Origin of the sequence: Lelliottia sp. WB101 (genome assembly GCF_003051885.1) — a bacterium.
Lineage (GTDB): Bacteria > Pseudomonadota > Gammaproteobacteria > Enterobacterales > Enterobacteriaceae > Enterobacter > Enterobacter nimipressuralis.
Genome location: NZ_CP028520.1, coordinates 4,256,699 through 4,281,241 on the forward strand (window position 1 = coordinate 4,256,699; position 24,543 = coordinate 4,281,241).

21 protein-coding genes and 1 pseudogene are annotated in these 24,543 nt (G+C 56.4%); 12 read left to right on the forward strand and 10 right to left on the reverse strand.

Annotated features, from left to right (window positions below):
* Positions 1–2: 2 nt before the first annotated feature.
* The 5 genes and pseudogenes from DAI21_RS20675 to DAI21_RS20695 form a co-directional block, all read right to left on the reverse strand.
* Positions 3–3,104 (reverse strand): annotated as a pseudogene (locus DAI21_RS20675) (efflux RND transporter permease subunit).
* The gene (locus tag DAI21_RS20680; RefSeq protein ID WP_107704051.1) at positions 3,101–4,306 is read right to left on the reverse strand and encodes an efflux RND transporter periplasmic adaptor subunit; all 1,206 of its coding nucleotides are present in this window, start codon (positions 4,304–4,306) and stop codon (positions 3,101–3,103) included. Before DAI21_RS20680 ends, DAI21_RS20675 begins: the two are co-directional and overlap by 4 nt.
* Positions 4,303–5,559, reverse strand: a complete 1,257-nt coding sequence (locus DAI21_RS20685) for a TolC family protein (RefSeq protein WP_107704052.1) — start codon at positions 5,557–5,559, stop codon at positions 4,303–4,305. The genes DAI21_RS20680 and DAI21_RS20685 overlap by 4 nt, the downstream gene beginning before the upstream one ends.
* An 11-nt stretch (positions 5,560–5,570) precedes the next feature.
* Positions 5,571–5,882, reverse strand: coding sequence for a copper-binding protein (locus DAI21_RS20690; RefSeq protein WP_107704053.1), 312 nt, complete (start codon positions 5,880–5,882; stop codon positions 5,571–5,573).
* 55 nt (positions 5,883–5,937) lie between these two features.
* On the reverse strand, positions 5,938–6,339 hold the full coding sequence (locus DAI21_RS20695; RefSeq protein ID WP_107704054.1) for a hypothetical protein: 402 nt from the start codon (positions 6,337–6,339) through the stop codon (positions 5,938–5,940).
* Positions 6,340–6,680: 341 nt separating this feature from the next.
* Here DAI21_RS20695 and dcuC point away from each other — a divergent pair, with 341 nt between their 5' ends.
* From dcuC to ptsP, 7 genes are all read left to right on the forward strand, one after another.
* Entirely contained in the window at positions 6,681–8,054 is a 1,374-nt protein-coding gene (gene dcuC / locus DAI21_RS20700; RefSeq protein WP_102104185.1) for an anaerobic C4-dicarboxylate transporter DcuC, read from the forward strand.
* Positions 8,055–8,196: 142 nt separating this feature from the next.
* Positions 8,197–9,006, forward strand: a complete 810-nt coding sequence (gene rna / locus DAI21_RS20705; protein ID WP_107704055.1) for a ribonuclease I — start codon at positions 8,197–8,199, stop codon at positions 9,004–9,006.
* A gap of 173 nt (positions 9,007–9,179) precedes the next feature.
* Positions 9,180–9,506 (forward strand): PTS fructose transporter subunit IIB, encoded by a 327-nt coding sequence (locus DAI21_RS20710; RefSeq protein WP_102104187.1) that lies wholly within the window; start codon positions 9,180–9,182, stop codon positions 9,504–9,506.
* A gap of 24 nt (positions 9,507–9,530) precedes the next feature.
* The gene (locus DAI21_RS20715; RefSeq protein WP_107704056.1) at positions 9,531–10,781 is read left to right on the forward strand and encodes a PTS fructose transporter subunit IIC; all 1,251 of its coding nucleotides are present in this window, start codon (positions 9,531–9,533) and stop codon (positions 10,779–10,781) included.
* A 12-nt stretch (positions 10,782–10,793) separates the two neighbouring features.
* Positions 10,794–11,879 (forward strand): aminopeptidase, encoded by a 1,086-nt coding sequence (gene ypdF / locus DAI21_RS20720; protein WP_107704057.1) that lies wholly within the window; start codon positions 10,794–10,796, stop codon positions 11,877–11,879.
* Positions 11,879–12,919 carry an aminopeptidase gene (ypdE, locus tag DAI21_RS20725; protein WP_107704058.1) on the forward strand — a complete coding sequence of 347 codons (1,041 nt, stop codon included), beginning with the start codon at positions 11,879–11,881 and terminating at the stop codon, positions 12,917–12,919. Before ypdF ends, ypdE begins: the two co-directional genes overlap by 1 nt.
* Positions 12,920–12,942: 23 nt before the next feature.
* Positions 12,943–15,438, forward strand: a complete 2,496-nt coding sequence (gene ptsP, locus DAI21_RS20730; protein WP_107704059.1) for a phosphoenolpyruvate--protein phosphotransferase — start codon at positions 12,943–12,945, stop codon at positions 15,436–15,438.
* 3 nt (positions 15,439–15,441) lie between these two features.
* On the opposite strand, the gene DAI21_RS20735 is transcribed toward ptsP, so the two are convergent.
* Positions 15,442–16,296, reverse strand: a complete 855-nt coding sequence (locus tag DAI21_RS20735; protein WP_107704060.1) for a helix-turn-helix transcriptional regulator — start codon at positions 16,294–16,296, stop codon at positions 15,442–15,444.
* Position 16,297: 1 nt separating this feature from the next.
* A complete protein-coding gene (locus tag DAI21_RS20740) occupies positions 16,298–16,918 on the reverse strand; it encodes a flavin reductase family protein (RefSeq protein ID WP_107704061.1) in 621 nt (206 codons plus the stop codon).
* Positions 16,919–17,161: 243 nt separating this feature from the next.
* Here DAI21_RS20740 and rnk point away from each other — a divergent pair, with 243 nt between their 5' ends.
* The 3 genes from rnk (at position 17,162) to uspG (ending at position 18,363) form a co-directional block, all read left to right on the forward strand.
* A complete protein-coding gene (rnk, locus tag DAI21_RS20745) occupies positions 17,162–17,572 on the forward strand; it encodes a nucleoside diphosphate kinase regulator (RefSeq protein WP_100777244.1) in 411 nt (136 codons plus the stop codon).
* A gap of 139 nt (positions 17,573–17,711) precedes the next feature.
* Entirely contained in the window at positions 17,712–17,801 is a 90-nt protein-coding gene (yldA, locus tag DAI21_RS23440; RefSeq protein WP_276528585.1) for a small membrane protein YldA, read from the forward strand.
* 133 nt (positions 17,802–17,934) lie between these two features.
* The gene (gene uspG / locus DAI21_RS20755) at positions 17,935–18,363 is read left to right on the forward strand and encodes a universal stress protein UspG (protein ID WP_100777245.1); all 429 of its coding nucleotides are present in this window, start codon (positions 17,935–17,937) and stop codon (positions 18,361–18,363) included.
* A 67-nt stretch (positions 18,364–18,430) separates the two neighbouring features.
* On the opposite strand, the gene ahpF is transcribed toward uspG, so the two are convergent.
* Positions 18,431–19,996: an alkyl hydroperoxide reductase subunit F gene (ahpF, locus tag DAI21_RS20760; protein ID WP_100777246.1), complete on the reverse strand. Its 1,566-nt coding sequence runs from the start codon at positions 19,994–19,996 to the stop codon at positions 18,431–18,433.
* 240 nt (positions 19,997–20,236) lie between these two features.
* Positions 20,237–20,800, reverse strand: a complete 564-nt coding sequence (gene ahpC / locus DAI21_RS20765; RefSeq protein WP_100777247.1) for an alkyl hydroperoxide reductase subunit C — start codon at positions 20,798–20,800, stop codon at positions 20,237–20,239.
* A gap of 703 nt (positions 20,801–21,503) precedes the next feature.
* On the opposite strand from ahpC, the gene DAI21_RS20770 reads away from it, so the two are divergent.
* Entirely contained in the window at positions 21,504–22,727 is a 1,224-nt protein-coding gene (locus DAI21_RS20770; protein ID WP_107704062.1) for a phosphoadenosine phosphosulfate reductase, read from the forward strand.
* A complete protein-coding gene (locus DAI21_RS20775; RefSeq protein WP_107704063.1) occupies positions 22,712–23,338 on the forward strand; it encodes a ParB/RepB/Spo0J family partition protein in 627 nt (208 codons plus the stop codon). The genes DAI21_RS20770 and DAI21_RS20775 overlap by 16 nt, the downstream gene beginning before the upstream one ends.
* On the opposite strand, the gene DAI21_RS20780 is transcribed toward DAI21_RS20775, so the two are convergent.
* Entirely contained in the window at positions 23,339–24,499 is a 1,161-nt protein-coding gene (locus tag DAI21_RS20780; RefSeq protein WP_107704064.1) for a pyridoxal phosphate-dependent aminotransferase, read from the reverse strand.
* Positions 24,500–24,543: the final 44 nt, after the last annotated feature.

Consider the following 24,543-nt stretch of genomic DNA (forward strand, 5'->3'; position numbering starts at 1 on the left):
AATTAACGCTTATGTAACAATTTATACAAAGCGGGAATAACCAGCATGGATAATAAGGGTGCTGTGACCATACCGCCGATCATCGGTGCTGCAATGCGCTGCATCACCTCAGAGCCGCTTCCGCCGCCCCACATGATGGGCAGCAATCCCGCCATGATCGTGGCAACCGTCATCACTTTTGGCCGCAAGCGCAGCACTGCACCTTCATGAATCGCACGCATCAGTTGCGTGTTTCCCCCCTCAGGATATTTATCCAGAGCCTGATTGAGATACAGCACCATAATAACGCCGAATTCCGCAGCCACCCCGGCGAGGGCTATAAATCCGACAGCACCCGCGACGGAAAGATTATATCCCAGCAGCCACAACAGCCATACGCCACCTATAAGCGCAAACGGCAAAGTCCCCATTATTAATAAGACATCCGCGATTCGCTTAAACGTCAGCCACAACAAAATAAAGATAATCATCAACGTAACCGGAAGCACCAGTTTCAGTTTTTCCGTGGCGCGTTCCAGATATTCAAATTGCCCGGACCACGAAAGAGAAACACCCTGCGGCAATGTGACCTGTTCGGCGACGTGCTGCTGCATCTCTTCAACAGCGGACTTCAAATCCCGCCCGCGCAGGTCGACATAAATCCAGTTCGAGAGCCGTGCGTTCTCGCTTTTCAGCATCGGCGGCCCTTCTGTGACCTGGATATCCGCCAGCTCCCCCAGCGCGATCTGGCTGCCGTTTGCCGTCACTACTGGCAGAACCCGCAGCTTATCGACGTTATCCCTAAGATCGCGGGGATAGCGCACGTTGATGGGATAGCGCTCGCGCCCCTGAATCACCTCTCCGATGTTGTCACCGCCCACCAGCGTCGAGACCATACTCTGCAGCTCATCGACGGAGACACCGTAGCGCGCCGCTTTTTGCCGGTCGATACGAATATCGACATAGCGCCCGCCCGCCAGCCGCTCCGCCAGCGCAGACGTCACGCCCGGCACCTGCTTCACAATCGACTCAATTTGCCCGGCGACGCGTTCGATATCGGCAATATTGTTGCCGTTCACCTTAATCCCCACCGGACTCTTGATCCCCGTCGCCAGCATGTCCAGACGGTTACGAATCGGTGGCACCCAGACGTTGGCAATACCTGGGACCGAGACGGTTTTATCCAGCTCCTCCACCAGTTTTTCAGGCGTCATGCCAGGCCGCCACTGGTCGCGCGGCTTAAAGTGGATCGTGGTTTCTATCATGGTCAGCGGCGCCGGATCCGTTGCCGTATCCGCCCGTCCGGCTTTACCAAACACGCTCGCAACTTCCGGAACGCTCTTAATCAGCCGATCCGTTTGCTGCAACAGACGACTGGCCTCCCGCGCTGAAATGCCCGGCAGCGTCGACGGCATATACAGCAGATCCCCCTCATTGAGCGGCGGCATAAACTCGCTGCCCAGCCGACTGAGTGGCCACAGCGTCACCAGTAAAAGCACCAGCGCCAGCGCCAGGGTTGTTTTGGGAAAGCGCAGAACGTTATCGAGCAGCGGCTCATACAGCCGAATCAAAAAGCGGTTTATTGGGTTGGCCTTTTCATCCGGGATTTTGCCGCGAATGAAATAGCCCATCAGCACCGGAACCAGCGTGATACCAAGCCCAGCCGCCACCGCCATCGACCAGGTTTTGGTGAAAGCCAGCGGCGAGAACATGCGGCCCTCCTGCGCTTCGAGGGAAAAGACCGGGATGAACGACAGCGTAATAATCAGCAGGCTGCAAAACAGCGCCGGCCCCACTTCGACCGCTGCCCTCTCGGCCAGATGCCAGTAATCGCCGGAGGTAGGCTCCTGATCCGGATGATCGTGTCGCCACTGCTCCAGCACTTTGTGCATGTTTTCAATCATCACAATCGCCGCATCGACCATCGCGCCAATCGCAATCGCAATCCCCCCAGCGACATAATATTGGCGTTGATGCCCTGGTAGTGCATCACCACGAACGCCCCCAGAATCCCTAAGGGTAACGAGACGATCGCCACCAGCGCCGAGCGGAAATGGAAGAGGAATAACGCGCACACCAGCACCACGACCGCAAACTCTTCCAGCAGTTTATGGGTCAGGGTTTTGACCGACTCTTCAATCAGCGTTGAGCGATCGTAAACCGGCACAATCTCCACCCTTCCGGCAGCGTTTTTTGCAGCGCCTGAAGTTTATCTTTCACAGCATGAATGGTTTCCAGCGCATTTTGCCCGTAACGCATCACCACCACGCCGCCCGCCACTTCGCCTTCACCGTTCAGCTCCGCCACTCCGCGACGAATTTCTGGCCCGTAGCTCACCGTCGCGACATCGCTGAGCAGCACCGGTTTGCCGTCACGCGACGTGAGCACCACATTGCGGAAATCGTCCAGCGAGCGCAGATAACCGGTGGTGCGCACCATGTATTCTGCCTCCCCCATCTCCAGCAATGCGCCGCCGCTCTCCTTATTCGCCGCCTGAATGGCACTCACCAGCTGACCGTGAGTAATATTCAGCGCACGCATTTTTTCGGGCGACGCCACTATCTGATATTGGCGCACCATGCCGCCGATGCTGGCGACTTCCGAAACGTTGGGGACGGTTTTAAGCTCAAACTTTAAGGTCCAGTCCTGCAGCGCCCGCAAATCGGCGAGGCTGTGCTTGCCGGTGCGGTCGATCAACGCATATTCATAAATCCAGCCGACCCCTGTCGCATCCGGCCCAAGAGAGACTTTCACCCCCGCCGGGAATTGTGACTGCACCTGGCTCAGATACTCCAGCACCCTTGAGCGCGCCCAGTACAGATCGGTGCCATCTTCGAACAGCACATAGACATAGGCATCGCCAAACATTGAAAAACCGCGCACGGTTTTGGCCCCGGCACGGAGAGCATCGAAGTGGTGAGCGGCCAGGTCACCTGATCCTCAATGACCTGCGGCGCTTTGCCTGGATAGCTGGCTTTGACGATCACCTGCACGTCCGAGAGATCCGGCAGCGCGTCCAGCGGCGCGCGCTGGACCGCCCACCAGCCCCAGCCAGCCATGATCGCGGCTGCGAGGATCACCAGCAGCCGGTTGCGTAATGAAGCACGAATGACGGCGGCGATCATGGCGTCACCTCCGGCAGCGCGCTGCGCAGGCTCGCTTCCGAGTCGATCAGGAATTGCCCGGAGGTCACCACAGTATCGCCCTCCTGCACGCCAGAGGTGATTTCGGTCCAGCCTTCAGCCGTCATTCCCGTTGTCACCTTAACCGGGCGGAAATAACCATCGCCCGTTGCCAGTAAAACACGCTGCGATTCACCGCTGTTAATCACCGCCTCTTCCGGGACAGCAAGCACCGCAGCACCGCGCGTTTGCTCTGCGCGAGAAACATTCAGGAACATGCCTGGCTTCAGTTTATTGCCTGGGTTTTCCAGTACGATTCGCGCCTGAAGCGTGCGCGTGGTCGCTTCCATTTGCGGCAGCAGTTCGCTGACGGTGCCGTGAAAACGCTCGCCCGGCCAGCTTTCGGACGTGGCACTCATTTCGCTGCCGACCGTCAGGGATTGCGCCTGGGTTTGCGGATAATCCACAACCAGCCAGACCGTATCCAGCGCGGCGATCTCAAATAATGGCGCGGTGGCCGCCACCTGCGCCCCTTCCCGCGCGTCCAGCTTGACGACATACCCGGCGCGGTCGGCGCGCAGGGTTAATCGGGTTTGCGGTTTCCCGCTGCGCTCGACGGCGCGGATAGTCTCTTCCGGCATAAACTGCAGCGCCAGCCGCTCCCGCGCCGCGCGGGTGAGCGTCGCGTCCCCGAGCTGACGTACGGCCAGATACTCCTGCTGCGCCGTTGTCCACTGGGGAACCCAGATCTCTGCCAGCGGTTCACCGGCTTTGACCTGCTGCTGCTGCGCACGCACGTAGAGTTTTGCGATCACGCCCGCTGCGGGTGCCGGATAAATTGTCAGGCTGCGTTCATTGGTCGAGACCGTCGCATAGGCCGAGAAAGGCTGCGCCAGCACACGCTTCTGCACTTTGCCCGTTTTCATCCCGAGGTTTTGCTGCTGCTCGGCACTGATCCCCACGCCTGTCGCCGCTTTCTCTTCGTCGGCGTAACGCGGCACCAGATCCATATCCATGAAAGGCGATTTTCCGGGCTTATCGAAACGCTGACCCGGCATCATCGGGTCGTACCAGTAGAGCACTTTGCGCTCGGCCGGTTTTGCCTCGTCGGGAGCGGCATGCATCGTGCGCTGCCCCGCGTAATAGCCGCCGCCCGCAGCCAGCAAAACGGCCAGTGCGGTTGCGCTTAACGTCAGTATTTTCATTGTGTGATGTCCTGCGGGATCAGCCATTGAATTGCCGCCCAGGTCCGCGCCATCTCGCGCTCGGCCTGATTGGCAGCCAGTTCGGTGTCGAGCACGCTGCGACGTGCCTCAAGGAGCGCCGGGAGTTCCGACTGCCCGGAACGGTACTGTGCGGCCAGCACCGCCAGCCGTTGATGCTGGAGCGGCAGGAGGTCATCGCGCTGGCGCTGCCACAGGGTCTGCGCGGCCTGGTATTGCGCCACCAGCGACTGCACCTGCGCGACATGCTCTCGCTGAATCAACGTCAGCTGATCCACGGCCTGCATCGATCGCGACACCTCGGCGGCATAGTCCTTGTCCTGTCGGCGCGACTGGAACAGCGGCAGATCGACGGTAAACATCACGCCCGCCATATCGTCATACCCTTCGGCGCGATGGGCGTAGAACACCTCCACATCAACGTCGGGGATCGCCGCTATCGCCGACTGGGCCGAGCGGGCTTTTGCCGTTTCCGACTCGCGCTGCGCGGCCTCCACTTCCGGATGACGGACAATCGCCTCCTCCAGCGTCTTTTCGTCGGCGGGTAAACGTTGATAGCGCGGCAGCGGGCCTTGCACATCGGTAATGGCTTGCCCGGTGAGCTGGAACAGGCGGCTTTGCGCCAGCTGAACATCCCGGCTCGCGAGCGTCACTTTGTCGCGCATCGCACTTAGGGTCATCTGCAGCGAGAGCACGCTGTCGGGCGATGCACTTCCTGCGCCGACGCTGGCCTTTTGCACACCCTGCTGACGCTCGGTTTCATTCACCAGATTTTTGGCGGTCGCGAGTGCCTGCTTTGATAACGCAAGATCGAGCCACGCCTGCGCCGTATCACGCTGGAGCGCGGCGCGAATGGCCTCGGACTTCGCCTCCACACCCCGTGCCTGGGCCTGTAACGTTTGCGATTTACGCTCCCGCTTTTCCGCACTCACGTAGCTTTGCATGATGCCAATGCGCTGCATCGTCATCCCTTCGCGGGTAAACCGCTGGTCATTACTCCCCTGCACCGGCACGTTTTCGATGCCGAATTTGAGTTTAGGGTCGGGCAGCTGAGTAGCGGAATCCGCCATCATATCCAGCGCCTGCGCTTCGTTGCGGCTGGCAGAAAGCTCCGCAGAATAGCGCTGGGCTTCGGTCAGGGTTTGCGCGAGCGTCCAGGACTGGGCCTGAACCGCTGAGCTTAAAAAGCCGAGCAGCACCCCACCGAGCCACAGGCTCAGTGTCTGATATTTCATGGTCTCCTCCCTTAGCGCAGCGGCGTCAGGGAGATAATCTGGAAGCCGTCACCCGCGCGTTCGAGCGTAAAGGTGACGCGATCGCCGGACTTCAGCGAAGCGGTATCCACGCTTTTCGCCAGCACAAATGGCATGGTCATCGCGGGCCACTGCAGTTCAGGAATGGCCTGATGCTGGAGGATGATTTGGGGTGGCGCGATCTCCTGAACCACGCCCTGGCCTTGCCAGTGTTGGGCTGCAGGTGACGGATCGGTGGCCTGAACGGAAAGAGAGATAAGGGAAAACAGCACGCCCGTAAGCGCAGAGACAAAAATTGCACGCATGATAAAACTCCTGTTAATCGTAAAAGAAAAATAAATTCAACGAATTAACAGAGAGCTATTCCCGGAACCGGCAAAAACGGATCGTTGCCGGCGGCCCCGCTGCGGGAGGGGTGAGTGACCATGCGGACGGCGAAACGTCGCTGCATGAAGGGGTATTTAAGGTGATGGTCATGGTCGCAGGAAGCGCGACCACCTGCGCCTGCCCGGGATCTTTTTGCGCCTGATCCGGAACGCAGTGTTTTTCACACAGAGGCGAAATGTTGCTGAGCTCGTGATGAAGCGGCGTGGTCATCATGTCCATATGCTGGATCATGGCGCTTTCGCCGCGCGGGCTCAGGGAGCAATCATGGGACGCAACCGCGACCTGGCTCTGAATCAGCAGCCAGCCGAACGCGAACAAAAACATCAGCAGATGTTTTTTCAGAAAGCGCAGGCGGTAACTCCAGCTGGCATGCATATTCGCGTCGTCGGGTGGCAAAAGGAAGCCGAGTATAAGAACAGCGCGTGTTGAAATTAAAGCTATTTTAAATAGTTTTACGTTCTTAATCCTTTCACGGATAAAACCTTCGAAATATCACAACAATTAATTATCATTTTAATGACATATAATAATCATAGCTGCGGTCAATAGTGTGGTGACACAAATGACGTAGTGGTGGCAAAATATCGTTGATGGCCGTTTTAGTAGTCATTTTATTGATTTTAGTCAGCAAGAACTGCCCATTTATTCGGCACATTTCAACACTTCATTTTTTTGATTTTCCGTGCTCTCTGGGGAGCGCACGTACAGGGGAAACCATGCTTACCGTTATCGAACTCCTCATCGGAGTGGTCGTCATTGTCGGCGTTGCGCGCTACATCATTAAAGGCTATTCCGCCACCGGGGTATTATTCGTCGGCGGTTTAACGCTGCTTATTATTAGTGCGCTAATGGGCCACCAGGTGTTACCGGCCAGCGAAACCAGCACCGGTTATACTGCCACCGATATTGTGGAATATATTAAAATTCTGCTGATGAGCCGCGGTGGCGATCTCGGCATGATGATTATGATGCTGTGTGGTTTCGCCGCGTATATGACCCATATCGGCGCCAATGATATGGTTGTCAAACTGGCCTCAAAGCCGCTGCAATATATTAACTCCCCCTACATTCTGATGATTGCCGCCTATTTCGTGGCGTGCCTGATGTCGTTGGCGGTCTCCTCCGCTACCGGTCTCGGCGTTCTGCTGATGGCGACGCTGTTCCCGGTGATGGTGAACGTGGGTATCAGCCGCGGTGCCGCGGCGGCGATTTGCGCCTCCCCTGCCGCGATTATTCTCTCCCCAACGTCCGGTGACGTGGTATTGGCTGCAAAAGCCGCCGAAATGCCGCTGATTGATTTCGCCTTTAAAACCACCCTGCCGATCTCTATCGCCGCCATTATCGGTATGGCGGTTGCGCACTATTTCTGGCAGAAGTATCTCGATAAAAAAGAAAACATCAGCCACGAGATGCTGGACGTGAGTGAAATCACCACCACGGCGCCATCGTTCTACGCCATTCTGCCGTTTACGCCGATCATTGGCGTACTGATTTTCGATGGTAAATGGGGCCCACAGCTGCACATTATTACCATTCTGGTGATCTGCATGCTGCTGGCGGCGGTGCTGGAATTCGTACGCGGCTTTAACACTCAGAAAGTGTTCTCCGGCCTGGAAGTGGCGTATCGCGGGATGGCTGACGCCTTTGCGGGTGTGGTGATGCTGCTGGTCGCGGCGGGCGTTTTCGCCCAGGGCCTGAGCACCATCGGCTTTATCCAGAGCCTGATCTCGATCGCCACCTCCTTCGGCTCTGCCAGCATTATTCTGATGCTGGTGCTGGTTGTCCTGACGATGCTGGCCGCCATGACGACCGGCTCCGGTAACGCCCCGTTCTATGCGTTCGTCGAGATGATTCCAAAACTGGCTCACTCGTCCGGCATCAACCCGGCCTACCTTTCGATTCCAATGCTGCAGGCTTCCAACCTGGGCCGTACTATCTCCCCGGTTTCCGGCGTGGTGGTTGCGGTCGCCGGTATGGCCAAAATCTCCCCGTTCGAAGTGGTGAAACGCACCTCTGTTCCGGTACTGGTCGGCCTGGTCATTGTAATTATCGCAACAGAAATCCTGGTGCCGGGTACGGTCGCGGGATAAAAGAATGGGCCTGGTGACACTGCGCTAGCCAGCCCTGCCTTACCCTCAGCCCGCGTCGTCGGGCACAAAAAGCGCCTGCGGGCGCTTTTTGTGCTTTAATAAGTTCCTGGAATTAATTTCCCTTTAATCATCAGGAATTCAAATGTTCAGGAAGGATATCGTTATCCGGTTCAGTGCAACCGCCCTTGCCCTGTGCGCCTTCTCAGCACATGCCGCGCCGCTTCAGGCCACACAATATGCCGATTTTGATCGCTACGTCCTTGCCCTCTCCTGGCAGACCGGTTTTTGCCAGAGCATGCACGACCGCAACCGCAATGAGCCTGACGAGTGCCGCCTGCAAAAAGAGAGCACAACCAAAACGGATTTTCTGACGGTTCACGGCCTGTGGCCGAGCCTGCCCAAATCTATCGCCTCGCGCGGGGTGGACGATCGCCGCTGGATGCGATTTGGCTGCGCCACTCGCCCCGTCCCCAACATGCCAGAAGCCAGAGCCAGCCGTAAATGCGCCGCTGCCGAAACCGGGCTTTCCTTCGAAGCCGCCGCAAAACTTAACGGCGTAATGCCGGGCGCGGGCGGAGAGTCCTGTCTGGAACGCTATGAATACGCCAAGCACGGCGTCTGCTTTGGGTTCGATCCTGACGCCTATTTTGGCACTATGGTGCGCATGAATCAGGAAGTGAAAAGCAGCGCGCTGGGGAAATTCCTTGCTGATCATTACGGCAAAACGGTTTCTCGCCGCGATTTTGACGAGGCCGTCGCCAAAAGTTGGGGCAAAGAATCCGTTAAAGCCGTCAAGCTGACCTGCAACAATAACCCGGCGTATCTCACCGAACTGCAGCTTTCGCTCAAAGCCGCGACCATCAACGCGCCGCTCTCATCGGCGTCGTTTGCGCCCCAGCCGCACCCTGGCAACTGCGGCAAACAGTTTGTCATTGATAAAGTCGGCTACTGATCTTCTGCCGGGGGCACCCGCACCCGGCGTTTCATCCTTTTCCCTTATATGACGATAAGCGTCACACTTCTGATCTCACGCCTCATCTCTCCAGCTAATGCATCATTTATCCGGTAAACAACCCTGAAACCTCCCCGCCATAATCGCGGTGTCATCTACAGGAGAATGTTCACATGGCTAAAAAACTGATTGCGTTGTGCGCCTGCCCGATGGGTCTGGCACATACCTTTATGGCGGCTCAGGCGCTGGAAGAGGCCGCGGTAGAAGCAGGCTACGAAGTCAAAATTGAAACCCAGGGGGCGGATGGCATCCAGAACCGCTTAACGCCACAGGATATCGCCGGGGCGGACATTATTATTCACGCCATCGCGATCACCCCGGAAGACAACGAACGCTTTGAAACGCGGGACGTGTACGAAATTACCCTTCAGGACGCCATTAAAAACGCGGCGGGAACCCTGAAAGAAATCGAAGAAATGATTGCTGCAGAACAACAATAATCCTCCACCTCAGGGGTCCTGGTTATGGCAATTAAAAAACGCAGTGCGGTTCGGTCGGACGGTCACGAAGGCGATACCCTCGCACTCACCCCCGCGCCCGCCGCAACGGGCAATACCTTCTGGAAAGAACTTCCACAGCACATTATGTCGGGAATTTCCCGCATGGTACCTACGCTGATCATGGGCGGGGTGATCCTCGCCATTTCGCAGCTCATCGCCTATGTCTGGCTGGAGATCCCGCCAGACACCGGCATTCTGGATGCGCTGAACTCCGGCCACTTCACGGGTTTTAATCTGTCGGTGCTGAAGTTTGGTTACCTGACGGAATCCTTCGGCGGGCTGCTGTTTAGCTTCGCGATCCCGATGTTTTCTGCCTTTGTCGCCAACTCTATCGGCGGCAAGCTGGCCTTCCCGGCCGGTTTTATCGGCGGGCTGGTCTCCACCCAGCCGACGCTGGTGCTAAATTTCGACCCGGAAAAACTCACCTGGCTTGCCACCAAACCTGTGCCATCTACCTTTATTGGCGCGTTGATTATCGCTATTGCGGCGGGCTATCTGGTCAAATGGCTGAACAACAAAATTAACCTTCCTCAGTATCTGCTGGCGTTTAAAAGCACCTTTCTGATTCCAATTCTCTCCGCGCTGTTTGTGATGCTGGCGATGTATTACGTCATTACGCCTGTTGGCGGCTGGCTGAACGCAGGCATGCGCACGCTGTTGCTGGCTGCAGGCGAGTCTGGCTCGATGATGTACGCCATCGGCATGGCGGCGGCGACCGCCATTGATCTCGGTGGGCCGATCAACAAAGCGGCGGGATTTGTCGGGCTTGGGCTAACCACCGATCACGTATTACCGATCACCTCCCGCGCCGTCGCGATTGTTATCCCGCCGATTGGTCTGGGGCTGGCGACGTTAATCGACCATCGACTGACCGGCAAACGTCTGTTTAGCCCGCAGCTTTACCCGCAGGGAAAAACGGCAATGTTTCTGGCGTTCATGGGTATCAGCGAAGGGGCAATTCCCTTCCTGCTGGAAAACCCGCTCGCCACCCTACCGGCCTATATGGTGGGCGCCATTGCCGGAGCGATGACGGCAACGGCGCTCGGTGCCGTGCAGTGGTTCCCGGAATCCGCTATCTGGGCATGGCCGCTGGTTACCAACCTGGGAGCCTACATGCTCAGCATTCTGGTTGGCGCGACGATTACCGCCCTGCTGGTGGTGCTGATACGTAACAATATGCATAAGCGCGGAAAACTGTCCGTCGATACGCTGTAACGAGGTCATGAGATGGAATTACTGACACGGCTGCGCGCCTGGCTTGCAGCTGAAAATCTGGACGGCGTGCTGATCTCCTCGCGCCAGAACAAGCAGCCGCATCTGGGTATTTCAACCGGTTCCGGTTTTGTTCTGATAACAGATAAAAGCGCGCATATCCTGACGGATTTTCGCTATTACAGCGACATCGCCTCCCGTGTGAGCGGCTATCACCTGCACCTGCTGGATGCAGAAAACCCGCTCACCAGGGTAGTGAACCGGCTGATTGCCCGCGAAGGGATCGCCACACTGGGTTTTGAAGGCGAACAGGTCAGCTGGCAGACCGGAACCCACTGGCGCAATACGCTGGAAGCGAAGCTTTGCAGTATCTCCCTCGACGTCTTACGGCAAATCAAAACCGCTGAGGAGATCGCCTCGATTCGCGCGGCCTGCCGGATTGCTGATAGCGCGGCGCAGCATATTCGTCGCGTGATTCAGTCCGGTATGCGCGAGCGCGAGGTGGCAGCGGAACTGGAATGGTTTATGAAGCAACAGGGGGCAGATAAACCCTCCTTCGATACCATCGTCGCCAGCGGAACGCGCGGCGCGCTGCCGCATGGTAAGGCCTCCGACAAAGTGATAAACGCAGGAGAGATGGTCACTCTCGATTTTGGCGCCCAACACCAGGGATATTGTTCGGACATGACGAGGACATTCCTTGTCGCCGGACACGGCCAGAAGCCTGAGGACCATCCTCTCTATTGCGTGTATCAGACGGTGCTTGAGGCACAGCTCGCCGCCATCGCCACCATTCGCCCCGGCGTCGCCTGTCACCAGGTTGATACTGCTGCCAGAACAATTATCGAACGCGCAGGGTACGGCCCGCAGTTTGGTCATAACACAGGGCACGCGGTTGGTATCGATGTGCATGAGAATCCGAGATTCTCTCCCACCGACACCACCCTGCTTCAGCCCGGTATGCTGCTGACCGTTGAGCCGGGGATCTACCTTGACGGGCTGGGCGGGGTGCGTATTGAGGATGTGGTACTGGTGACGCCCACTGGCGCTGAGGTTCTCTACACCATGGACAAAACGCTACTGACAACAGGGGAACGTTAATGGACACAGAACTTCTGCGCAAACTGAGTGAGGCAGATGCCATCGCCGCCTCTGAACAAGAGGTGCGCGATATCCTGCTGACTGAAGCGCAACGTTACGCGAAAGAGGTCCGGTTTGACGGGCTAGGCTCGGTGCTCATTCGCGTCAACCGCAGCGACGGGCCGAAGGTAATGGTGTGCGCCCATATGGATGAAGTGGGTTTTATTGTGCGCTCCGTGACAAAAGACGGGGCTATCGAGGTGTTGCCTGTCGGCAATGTCCGCATGATGGCCCGCACTCTGCAGCCTGTAAGAATCACTACGCGCGACGGGCGGAAAATCCCCGGATTACTGGACGGCGAGACGAAAGGCGAGACGGTAGAGAATTTGCGCGTTGATATCGGGGCGGCCTGCGCCGACGAGGTGCTGGCGGCAGGCATTGATGCGGGCGATCGAGTGACTTTCGACACCCTTTTTCAGCCCCTTCCTCACGGCCGGGTGATGGGCAAAGCGTTTGACGACCGTCTCGGCTGCTATCTGCTGATTACCCTTTTGCGTGAGCTGCACGCTATACCGCTGGACTGTGAAGTGTGGCTGGTTGCCAGCTCAAGCGAGGAGGTCGGGCTGCGCGGCGGACAGACGGCAAGCAGGGTCGTGAATCCTGACCTCGCCCTGGTGCTGGACACCGCCTGCTGGTCCAAAAACTTCGACTACAGCTCAGCAAATCACCGTCAGACGGGGGCCGGCCCCATGCTGGTGCTGTATGACAAATCACACATTGCCCCGCCGAAGCTCACCGCTTTCGTTGAGGAGGTGGCTCTGGCTCAGGGCATTGCGCTGCAAAAAGATATGTTCAGCAACGGCGGCACCGACGCAGGCGCAATCCATCTTTGCGGAACCGGCGTCCCGGCGGTGGTGCTCGGGCCGCCGACCCGGCACGGTCATTGTGCCGCATCCATTGCTGACATCCAGGATATTGACCATACCCACCAGCTGCTGGTTGCCCTGCTGGCTCGTCTGAATCGTGAGACCGTGGATCATCTGACGGACTTCAGATGCTGATCTCACGTTGAACGGAGGTAAACATGTTATCGATTGAATTTTGTTGTCCGTTGCCAAACGGCCTGCACGCTCGCCCGGCCTGGGCGCTGAAAGAGCAGTGCAGCGCATGGCGCAGCGACATCCGCTTTATCAACAAGCGCCTGAACACCCACGCGGATGCCAAAAGCTCGCTTGCGCTTATCAGTACCGGTACGCTCTTTAACGACAGCTGTGTGCTTGAAATCAACGGTAGCGACGAAGAGCAGGCCAGACGTGTGCTGGAGCATTATCTCAATGTCGCGTTTATCGATAGCGACAGCATCCCGTCGGGCGATGCACCTCATATCGCGCATCCCCTTCCCCGCTCGCTGGTGCGGCTCAATCCCCATTTACGCGAGGCCATTACGCTTGCCAGCGGCATTGGCTCGGGCACCCTTCGCCGCTTGCAAAGCGATAACCTCGAACGCTATCGCCAGCGTCCGGCAAGCCCGGAAGATATCACGCGTCTGGAGCACAGCCTGGCGACCCTCGCTGAACAGCTCAACCAGCGCCTGCGTGGGCTTGACGGCGAGAGTAAAACCATCATCAGTGCCCATCTGTCACTTATTCAGGATGACGAGTTTGGTGCGAATATCCGTCGTCTGATTGTCGAAGAACGCCTGAGCCTGGCGAATGCCATCATTCGCAATATGGAGCAGATCTGCGACAAACTCTCGCTTTCCGCCAGTGACTATCTTCGCGAGCGGGTCAGCGATATCCGCGACATCAGCGAACAACTGCTGAGTATTACCTGGCCTGAGCTTCAGCAAACAACCCCCTTTACCCTCGAGACGCCGACCATTCTGGCGGCAGAAGACCTCACGCCCAGCCAGTTTTTAAGCCTCGACACCCGCCAGCTTAAGGGGATGATCCTGGAGAAAACCGGGCGCACCTCGCACACCCTGATTCTGGCGCGTGCGGCATCAGTGCCGGTGATGAGCGGGATCACGGTGGCATCGCTGGCTGCGGATATCGGCAAACAGGTGATTCTGGACGGCGTGTGCAGCGTGCTGGTGGTGGCCCCTGACGAGGCCGTAAGCCAGTACTACAGCGTGGCGCAGCGCCTTGCCGACAAACGTCATCATCAGCAGATCAAAGACGCCGGGCTTCCCGCTGTGACGCGGGATAATGTCCCGGTGGCGATCGCCGCCAATATCGGCAGCGCGCTGGAGGCACCCGGCGCATTTGCCAATGGCGCGCAGGGCATAGGACTGTTTCGCACAGAAATGCTGTATATGGATCGCGACGCCGCCCCGGACGAGCAGGAGCAGTTTGAAGCCTACCAGCAGGTGCTATTGTCTGCCGAAGGCAAGCCGGTCATCTTCCGCACCATGGATATTGGCGGGGATAAGCAGATCCCCTGGCTCAATATTCCGCCAGAGGAGAACCCGTTTCTCGGCTACCGCGCGGTGCGTATTTACCCTGAGTTTGTCGATCTTTTTCGCACGCAGCTGCGCGCCATTTTGCGGGCCGGTGCGAGCGGTAACGCCCTGCTGATGATCCCCATGGTGCACAGCCTCGATCAGATTTTATGGGTGAAACAGGAGTTGCGAAACGTGCAGGAAGCGCTGAAAGCACAAGGGCTACGCCATACCTCCCACCTGCCGCTGGGCATTATGGTCGAGGTACCTTCGGTCTGCTATATCATCGATCACTTCTGCGATGAGGTGGATTTTTTCAGCATCGGATCGAATGATATGACCCAGTATCTCTACGCGGTGGATCGCAACAACCCGCGCGTGTCGCCGCTCTATAATCCGATAACGCCTTCATTTTTACGCATGGTGCGCCAGATTGTTACCACCGCCCACCGCCACGGAAAATGGGTGGGAATTTGCGGAGAACTCGCCGGGGAACGCCGCTATCTTCCACTGCTTTTGGGGCTGGGGATTGATGAGTTCAGTATGAGCGGCCCGCGCATTCCGCCGGTAAAAGCGCAGCTACGCCAGCTTGAGAGCGGTGCCTGCCAGGCGCTGGCCGACAGTGCCTGCGAATGCCGCAGCGCCGAGGAGATAGAGACGCTGCTCGCCGAATTTACACCGCAAGAGCCTGCGCGCCCGCTGCTGGCGCTTGAGAATATCGTGGTGAACGAACCGCTCGCGTCAAAGGAGCAGGTTCTGCAGTTTCTGTGCGGCAATCTGGCTATTCAGGGGCGCACGGAGAATCCGCTAGAGCTGGAAGAAGATCTCTGGCAGCGCGAAGAAATTGTGACCACCGCCGTGGGCTTCGGCGTGGCCATTCCGCATACCAAATCCCAGTGGATACGCCACTCCAGCATTAGCATCGCACGCCTGGAAAAGCCCATCGACTGGGAGTCAGATATGGGCGAGGTGGAGCTGGTGATTATGCTGACGCTTGGCACGCAGGAAGGGATAAACCATGTAAAAGTCTTCTCTCAGCTGGCGCGAAAACTGGTGAACAAAGCATTCCGCGAGTCTTTGTTTGCGGCAAATACCCCGCAGCAGATCCTCGATTTGCTCAATGCTGAACTCAGCTTCTGACCACTACTGAAAACGTGCGCGGTACTCACCCGGCGTCAGGCCAAACTGGCGCCGGAACAGTCGACAAAAATAGTCGCTGTCAGGGTAGCCGCAGCGTTTCGCCACTTCGCCCACGGGCAGGTGGTACTTCTGTAAAATCGTACGCGCTTTTGCCATCCGCACCCAGCGCACATACTCGACAAAACTCATGGTTCCATGCTGCGAAAACAGGCGGGAGAGATGATTAGGGGTGATGGTAAACAGCGCGGCGACGCTCTCACGCGCTACCGGTCCGGCATAATTTTCCTGTACCCAGTTGCAGATGCTCTGATAGAGAAAATCCCCGCGCGATAAACCCGCCTCTGGCCTCGTGGAAACCACCTTCCGGCACCAGTGCAATACGCTCAGCGTCAGGGGCTGAATAATGGCCTGGTCCTGCGGCGAGGCGCTCAGATGAGTCAGCGCCATCAGCATCGCCGTGCGCTCGCCCCGTTCCGGATGCGGCAACTCTATTTTTCGCTGCGGATACCCGGTCTGCCCGCTACGAGAGTCGTGAAACGCCAGACCAAGCCAGGAAGGGGCAAAGACAATACTCAGCAGCATGACCGGCTTTTCAAACGTCGACATCGTCACGGCACGGGCGGGAAGAAACAGCATATCCCCCTGCCCAATCAGCTTTTGCTCTGCGATAAGCCGGTTCTCGTATTCACCACGCAGCACCACCTCCAGCCGTGGCCACTCAATACTCACACTGCCCGCAGGCAGCGTGGCAGGTCGATGCGCAAACCAGACGCGGCCCAGCTGCTGCGGATTGAGTACCAGACCGCTCAACAGGTCGGCAAAAAACTGCTGGTCGGCGGGCAAGGGGCGCTCAGCCATACTATCCCCTGCGCGCATCCGGGCGCACCAGATCCAGGCGGTGGTCTTCGCTTATCGAATAGTAAGCCGTTGGGCCTCCCGCTCGCAGAATCGGGTTGGCCTTTGCGGTCTGGAAGATGCCCTCTTCCAGCAGCGACTCGGCGATATGGATCCCGACGACTTCCCCCAGTACCAGCCAGCTATCGATGGCCGTTCCATCTGCGCCAGTCAACTGGATACATTGCGACAGCCTGCACTCAAAGTTCACCGGACTTTCCGCCACGCGCGGCACTTTGACCAGCGCGCTATCGGCTTTTGTCAGCCCGGCAAAGGCAAATTCGTCTTCTCCGTGAGGAAGGCTGGCCGAGGTTTCGTTCATCGCCTCTGCGAGCTCACGTGTGGCAAGGTTCCAGACAAACTCTTTTGTCTCGACGATATTTCGCACGCTGTCCTTCCAGCCGCTGCTGGCAAAACCAATAATGGGCGGACGGTAATTAAAACAGTTAAAGAAACTGTAGGGTGCGAGATTGGTTTGCCCCGACGCATTCTGCGAGGCAATCCAGCCGATGGGCCGAGGGCCGATAATGGCGTTCAGAGGATCGTGCGGTAAACCATGTCCCTGCGAAGGCTGATAAAAGTACATTACGCTCTCCGGTGAATAGTCAGAACCTCATTATGCCGTGGGATTTGGCCCGGTACAGCAGCCGCGATGAAATCATTCCAATCATAAAATTCATCTGCGCAACGAATGTGACATTGATCACTTCAAAGTTGCGTGCACAGCCAGTATCATCAGAACAGATAAAACCCTCGCTGCCAGACGGCGAGGGTTTTCTTTTGGATTGGTTTCTGCGGTACACGCAGCATTAACGACATGGAGTAATAAATGTCCAGACCCACAATTATCATTAATGAACTCGACGCAGAACGTATCGACCGCCTTCTGGAAAAACCAGAGTTTGCTTCACTGCCGGTTGCCGACGCCCTGAATGCGGAGCTGGACCGGGCACAGATGTGTACCCCGGAAACCATGCCGCATGACGTCGTGACGATGAACAGCCAGGTGAAATTCCGCGATCTGACCACCGGCGATGAGCGCACGCGCACCCTGGTCTATCCAGCGCAGATGACCGACAGCAGCACGCAGCTTTCCGTTCTCGCCCCCGTCGGCGCCGCGCTGCTGGGCCTGCGTACCGGCGATACCATTCACTGGGAGTTACCGGGCGGCGCCTCCGCGCATCTGGAAGTGCTGGAACTGCTCTACCAGCCAGAAGCGGCCGGCGATTACCTTCGTTAATCTCATCTGAATAAGCGCATAACCGCGTTTCCCAGAGGATGCACCCGCATCCTCTTTCCGTAAAATCACCTTTATTTCCTATAGAAGCCAAAATTATCTTCATCCAGGCTTAATCCGTTTCAACGGCCCAGGGTCTTCTATGGATGAGATAGAAGTCATTTCTCTTATCTATTTAATTTTACTGGCGATTATCGTCACGGCCGTGCTATATCTTGAGCGTCACTGGTAGCCTTACCCCCGCCTCAACTCCGCAAAGAAACGTCAAATAACGCCACGATATGAAAAGTGTCTGACAGATATCAGAAAACCATATTATTTTGTGATTGAATGAATCGAGCGTTTATAAACAAGGAGAAACGGGTATGTATCAGACAATTATTATGCCGGTTGATGTTTTCGAAATGGAACTGAGCGACAAAGCCGTCCGCCATGCTGAGTTTCTGGCGCAGCAGGATGGCGTGATTCACCTCTTGCACGTCCTGCCCGGTTCGGCCAGCCTGAGCCTGCACCGCTTTGCAGCCGATGTTCGCCGCTTTGAAGAGCATCTTCAGCACGAAGCCGAAGCGCGGCTGCAAACCATGGTCGGCCATTTCACCCTCGACCCGTCACGGATTAAAACCCACGTGCGTTTCGGCAGCGTTCGCGATGCGGTCAATGAAATGGCGAACGAACTGAAAGCCGATGTGGTGGTGATCGGCTCGCGTAATCCGTCCATCAGCACCCACCTGCTCGGCTCGAATGCCTCAAGCGTGATTCGCCACACCCATATTCCGGTGATGGTCGTTCGCTAACGCCCAAAAGAAAAACCCCGCTTGCGCGGGGTTTTGTCTGATGCAGGTGCTGCCTTACTTTCTTTTATTATGCTGTTTTGGTGCGAATCAGATAATCAAACGAGCTTAATGACGCTTTCGCCCCTTCGCCGGTGGCGATGATAATCTGTTTGTACGGCACCGTCGTGCAGTCGCCTGCCGCAAAGACACCCTTCACGCTGGTTTCACACTTGGCGTCGATGATGATTTCGCCCATACGGTTACGCTCAACGGAGCCTTCCAGCCAGGTGGTGTTTGGCAACAGACCAATCTGGACGAAAATCCCTGACAGCGGCACGCTGTGCACATCGCCGCTGACGCGGTCGCGATACTCAAGGCCGGTCACTTTGCTGCCATCGCCTTTCACTTCCGTCGTCTGCGCGTTCAGCACGATATCGACGTTCTTCAGGCTGCGCACTTTATCCTGCAGTACCTGATCGGCTTTCATTTCCGGGGCAAATTCCAGCAGGGTAACGTGTTCCACAATACCCGCCAGATCGATAGCCGCTTCAACGCCGGAGTTACCGCCGCCAATCACCGCCACGCGTTTACCTTTAAACAGCGGGCCGTCGCAGTGCGGGCAGTAGGTCACGCCTTTGGTGCGATACTGATCTTCGCCAGGAACGTTCATGTTGCGCCATTTCGCGCCGGTGGCGATGATCACGCTGCGCGCTTTCAGCACCGCGCCGGAAGCCGTTTCGATCTGGTGTAAGCCACCTTCCTGCGCTGCCGGAACCAGTTTGCTGGCACTTTGGCTATCAATCACATCCACTTCATAATCGCTAACGTGCGCTTTCAGGGCACCCGCCAGCTTTTGACCTTCGGTTTTCGGGACAGAGATGTAGTTTTCGATGTCGACGGTGTCGAGCACCTGGCCACCGAAACGCTCACCCATCAGGCCGGTACGAATGCCTTTACGGGCAGAATAGACCGCCGCCGCCGCACCCGCCGGACCGGAACCGACAATCAGCACGTCGTAAACATCGCGTTTATTCAGCTCTTCCGCCGCACGTTTTTCGGCACCGGTATCAATTTTGGCGACGATTTCCGTCAGCGTCATACGCCCCTGGCCGAACTCCTGACCATTGACGAATACCGCCGGAACACCCATCACGTTGCGATCGGTGATTTCGTTCTGGAACACGCCGCCGTCGATGGCCGTATGTTTGATGCGTGGGTTAAGCACCGCCATCAGGTTCAACGCCTGGACTACGTCCGGGCAGTTATGGCACGAGAGCGAGTAATAGGTTTCAAATTCAAAATCGCCGTCGATGTTGCTGATTTGCTCCAGCAGAGACTGTGCCTCTTTCGACGGATGCCCACCGGTCCACAGCAGCGCCAGTACCAGGGAGGTAAATTCGTGCCCCAGCGGAGAACCGGCAAAGCGCGGCCCCTTGTCAGAACCTGGGTTAGTAATCAGGAATGACGGCTTGCGTACCGCGAGGCTGTTATCTTCTTTAAAGGTCACTTTTGGTGACAGTTCGGCGATTTCCGCCAGCAGTTCCTTGATTTCTGCCGATTTAGCGCCGTCATCCAGCGTGGCAATCAGCTCAACAGGTTTGGTCAGTTTCTCAAGGTAGGCCTTGAGCTGGGTTTTCATGTTGGTGTCGAGCATTGTTCTTCCCTCTCTTAAAACGTCATCATGCAAGCTGCCTTATACGGCGGCCTGAATGCAACTTGCATCATGGTGCTGGAATGAAATGGGCGTGGGCACGCCCATAACTGAAACAATTTCCAAAGTATTTCGCGTCAGAGCAAGGCGGCTAGCCTGTGAATCCCCGGGAACTTACTGAAGTAAGTGACCGGGGTAAGCAGGCGACGCCAACGCAGCTATGGCGTGAAAGACGACGGAAATTTAGATCTTGCCGACCAGGTCCAGAGATGGCGCCAGCGTCGCTTCGCCTTCTTTCCATTTAGCCGGGCACACTTCACCTGGGTGAGACGCCACGTACTGTGCTGCTTTGATTTTACGCAGCAGGTCAGATGCATCACGGCCGATACCTTCAGCGGTAACTTCGATAGCCTGGATAATGCCCTGCGGGTCAACAACGAAGGTGGCGCGGTCAGCCAGGCCTTCATCTTCACGCATGTTGTCGAAGTTACGGGTCAGGGCGCCAGTCGGGTCGCCAATCATCGCGTATTTGATTTTCGCGATGGTTTCAGAGCTGCCATGCCATGCTTTGTGAGTGAAGTGGGTGTCGGTAGAAACAGAGTAAACGTCCACGCCCAGTTTCTGCAGTTCGTCGTAATGATCCGCTACGTCGCCCAGTTCGGTCGGGCAAACGAAGGTGAAATCTGCCGGATAGAAGAAGAACACGCTCCAGCGACCTTCGGTATCTTTCTCGGTCACTTCGACGAATTCACCGTTTTTGAACGCCTGGTTTTTGAAAGGTTTAATTTTAGTGTTAATCAAAGACATCTGTACTTCCTCCGTGTTTTCGTTGAGATGTAAGGTAACGAACTTTGACTGATGGGGCTAATGCGTTTGCCGTATCAAATCAATCAGTCATACCTTACAACCCGAACCGACAACGTTGTGAATGGTGTTGGGTAGCCCAAAAGTAAAAAGGCCGCCCCAACGGGCGGCCCTGATACCTGAATTCCCCGTAGGTACCTTCAGTGCCAGCCGGAGCTGGCGTTGCGTTGCGCTCTACAGAACCTGAGTCAGGTCGTAACAGCGGTATCGATTACACCACCCGGGCAGGCATTGAGCAATCCACGACCGGGTCATTCCTGTCTATGGCTGTGATAGGTTTTTCCGAATAACGATGTTGACGGCCCTTCTCCCCTCTATTCTCGCGAGGAAATAAATTTGCCCTTGATGCTGTATTTACCCATTATAAAATACAAAATTATTATTAATGCGCCGCAACCCATGCAGTCCAATTATTATTAATAGCCAGAAACATTTTCATGAATGTATTTTATTTAATGCATATTGTGAAACATAATATTTCAGTCAGCACAAAACCGAGTGTTATCACAAAACACCAGGGATACTCCCCGATCAAATTTTATTTAAGGACAACTTTCTTTTTACATGCAGGGGAATTGCTTTATTATCACCACGTCATTCCCGACGAAGTAATGATATGGCAAAAAAAGTCATAAAGAGATTGATTATGTCCATCTATAAATATCCTCTTAAACTGAATGTTCTCGACGCCGCAATAGAGAGAATCGACTGGACGCTCGAAAACTTATCGAAAGTCTGCGTCTCTTTTTCCGGTGGAAAAGATTCTACCATTATGTTGCATCTTACGGCGCAGCGGGCGCGTAAACAGAAACGGAAAATTAGCGTTCTGTTTATCGACTGGGAGGCGCAATTTACTTACACCATCGAACATGTCGAGAACATGCGGGCGCACTATTCCGACGTCATCGATCACTTCTACTGGGTGGCATTGCCTCTCACTACGCAAAACTCCCTGTCACAATTTCAGCCCGAGTGGCAGTGCTGGGAGCCGGGCTCCGACTGGGTCCGCCAGCCGCCGGAAGACGCCATTACCGATCCCCACTATTTCGATTTCTATCAGCAAGGGATGACCTTCGAATCGTTCGTCAGAGCCTTTTCCGACTGGTATGCGCAAAAACGCCCTGCCGCGGTGCTGATCGGCATTCGCGCTGACGAGTCCTATAACCGCTTTCTGAGTATCGCCAGCGCGCGCAAACAGCGGTTCGCGGACGACAAGCCCTGGACCACCTTCGCCCCCGGCGGCCACGCCTGGTATATGTATCCCATCTACGACTGGAAAACCGCCGATATCTGGACCTGGTTTGCCAAAACCGGCTGCAGCTATAACCCTCTGTACAACCTGATGTACCAGGCGGGCGTCCCACTTCGCTATATGCGCATTTGCGAACCCTTTGGCCCGGAGCAGCGCCAGGGCTTATGGCTCTACCATGTGCTGGAGCCGGAGCGCTGGGCGGCGATGTGCGAGCGGGTCAGCGGTGTGCGAAGCGGAGGCATATACGCGGGTCATGACAACCATTTTTACGGCCACCGTAAAATTCTCAAACCCGATCATCTTTGCTGGCAGGAATATGCCCTGTTATTACTCGACAGTATGCCTGTCGCCACGGCGGAACATTATCGCAACAAAATCGCCGTCTATTTGCACTGGTATCAAAAACAGGGCATGGAAAATATACCGGATACCCAGGACGCGGATATTGGCTCAAAAGACATTCCCTCCTGGCGGCGAATTTGTAAAGTACTTCTTAATAATGATTATTGGTGCCGGGCGTTATCATTTAGCCCAAATAAACCTAAGCATTACCAGCGCTACAGTGACCGAATGAAAACCAAACGCCAGCAGTGGGGAATTTTATGCAACAACGATTAATTAACGATATGGAGCACTATCTGCAATCGCTTTCTGAAGAAAAGAAAATAGAGGCCATCAACGCGTTTCGTCAGGCGATTCACCAGTTCAGCCCCTTTCACGAACAGCCCGTCGACTGCGTACTGTGGATTAAACAAGAAGAGATCAGCGCTAACGATTACAACCCCAATACCGTGGCCCCGCCGGAAAAACGCCTGCTCAGCAAATCGCTGGAGCTGGATGGTTTTACGCAGCCGATCCTGGTCACTGAAAACGGCCCGCATAATTACGAGATCGTGGACGGTTTCCATCGGCGTGAGCTTGGCAGCCACCGGGCGGCGTTAAAACGTCAGTTGAAGGGCTATCTGCCCGTCACCTGCCTGCGTAAAGAACGGCAGGAGAAGTTCGACCGGATGGCCGCCACCATTCGGCACAACCGTGCGCGCGGGCGCCATCAAATCCACTCGATGTCGGAGATTGTCCGGGAACTGGTGTTGCTCGGCTGGGACGATGAGAAAATCGGGCTGGAGCTTGGGATGGACAGCGACGAAGTGCTGCGCCTGAAACAGATCAACGGCCTGCTGGAATTGTTTGCAGACCGTCGTTATTCAGACGCCTGGACCGTTAAATAATCACAGCGCGTTCAGGCGCTCGGCCGCCGCTAACAGCGTCGATTCCTGCTTCGCAAAACAGAGACGAATCAGTTTATGCGGGAAGGGGTCGGCGCAAAATACCGACAGCGGTATCGCGGCGACGCCCGCCTCTTTGGTCAGCCACTGGCAAAAACTGACGTCGTCCAGATCGGAAATCGCGCTGTAATCCGCCAGCAGGAAGTAAGTCCCTTCGCACGGCAGAATTTCCAGCCGGCTGTTGCTCAGCGCATTCACAAACCGATCCCGTCGCGCGCGATAAAACGCCGGTAATTCACGATAGTGCTCTGGTTCGGCGCGGAGCATATCCGCCAGCGCCAGCTGCGCAGGGGTGTTTACGGCAAACGTCAGATACTGATGCACCTTACGCAACTCGGCGCTGATCGCCGCAGGCGCGACGCAATAGCCCACTTTCCAGCCGGTCATGTGATAGGTTTTACCAAACGATGACACCGCGATGGCGCGTTCGCGAAGCTGCGGATGGGCGAGCACGCTGGCGTGCCCCTCGTATGCAAAACAGATGTGCTCGTAGACTTCGTCGCTCAGCACATAGATTTCACGTTCAGCAATCGCCTGCCACAGCGCCGCGAAATCCGCTTTGCGCCAGACGGTCGCCGACGGGTTGTGCGGCGTATTAAGGATAACCAGACGGGTATTCTCACTCAGCAGCGCGGCGAAAGCCTGCCAGTCGGGGCGAAAATGCGGCGGCTGAAGCGCAACACGTTTGACCACGCCGCCGGAGAGTTCAATGGCTGGCGCATAGCTGTCGTAGCTCGGATCGAAGCAAATCACCTCATCACCGGTACGCACCAGCGCGGTAATCGCCGCATACAGCGCCTCTGTCGCCCCCGCCGTCACCGTCACTTCACTGTTGGCGTCCGGCTTGTAGCCATAGAGTTCAGCCGTTTTATCGGCAATCGCCTCTCGCAGCGGCTGCGCGCCCGTCATCGGCGCATACTGATTGGCCCCTTGCGCCACGTGGTGCGCCAGGCGCTCCTGCAGATAGGTCGGGCCGTCAAAGTCAGGGAATCCCTGCGAAAGGTTGATGGCGTTATGCGCCTGGGCCAGCGCGCTCATCTGCGTAAAGATGGTGGTACCGAGATTGGGAAGTTTGCTTTGCGGAATCAACGGGTTATTGCTCATTGTGTCGTGCCTGCATGTAATACTTATGTTGCTGCCACTATAAC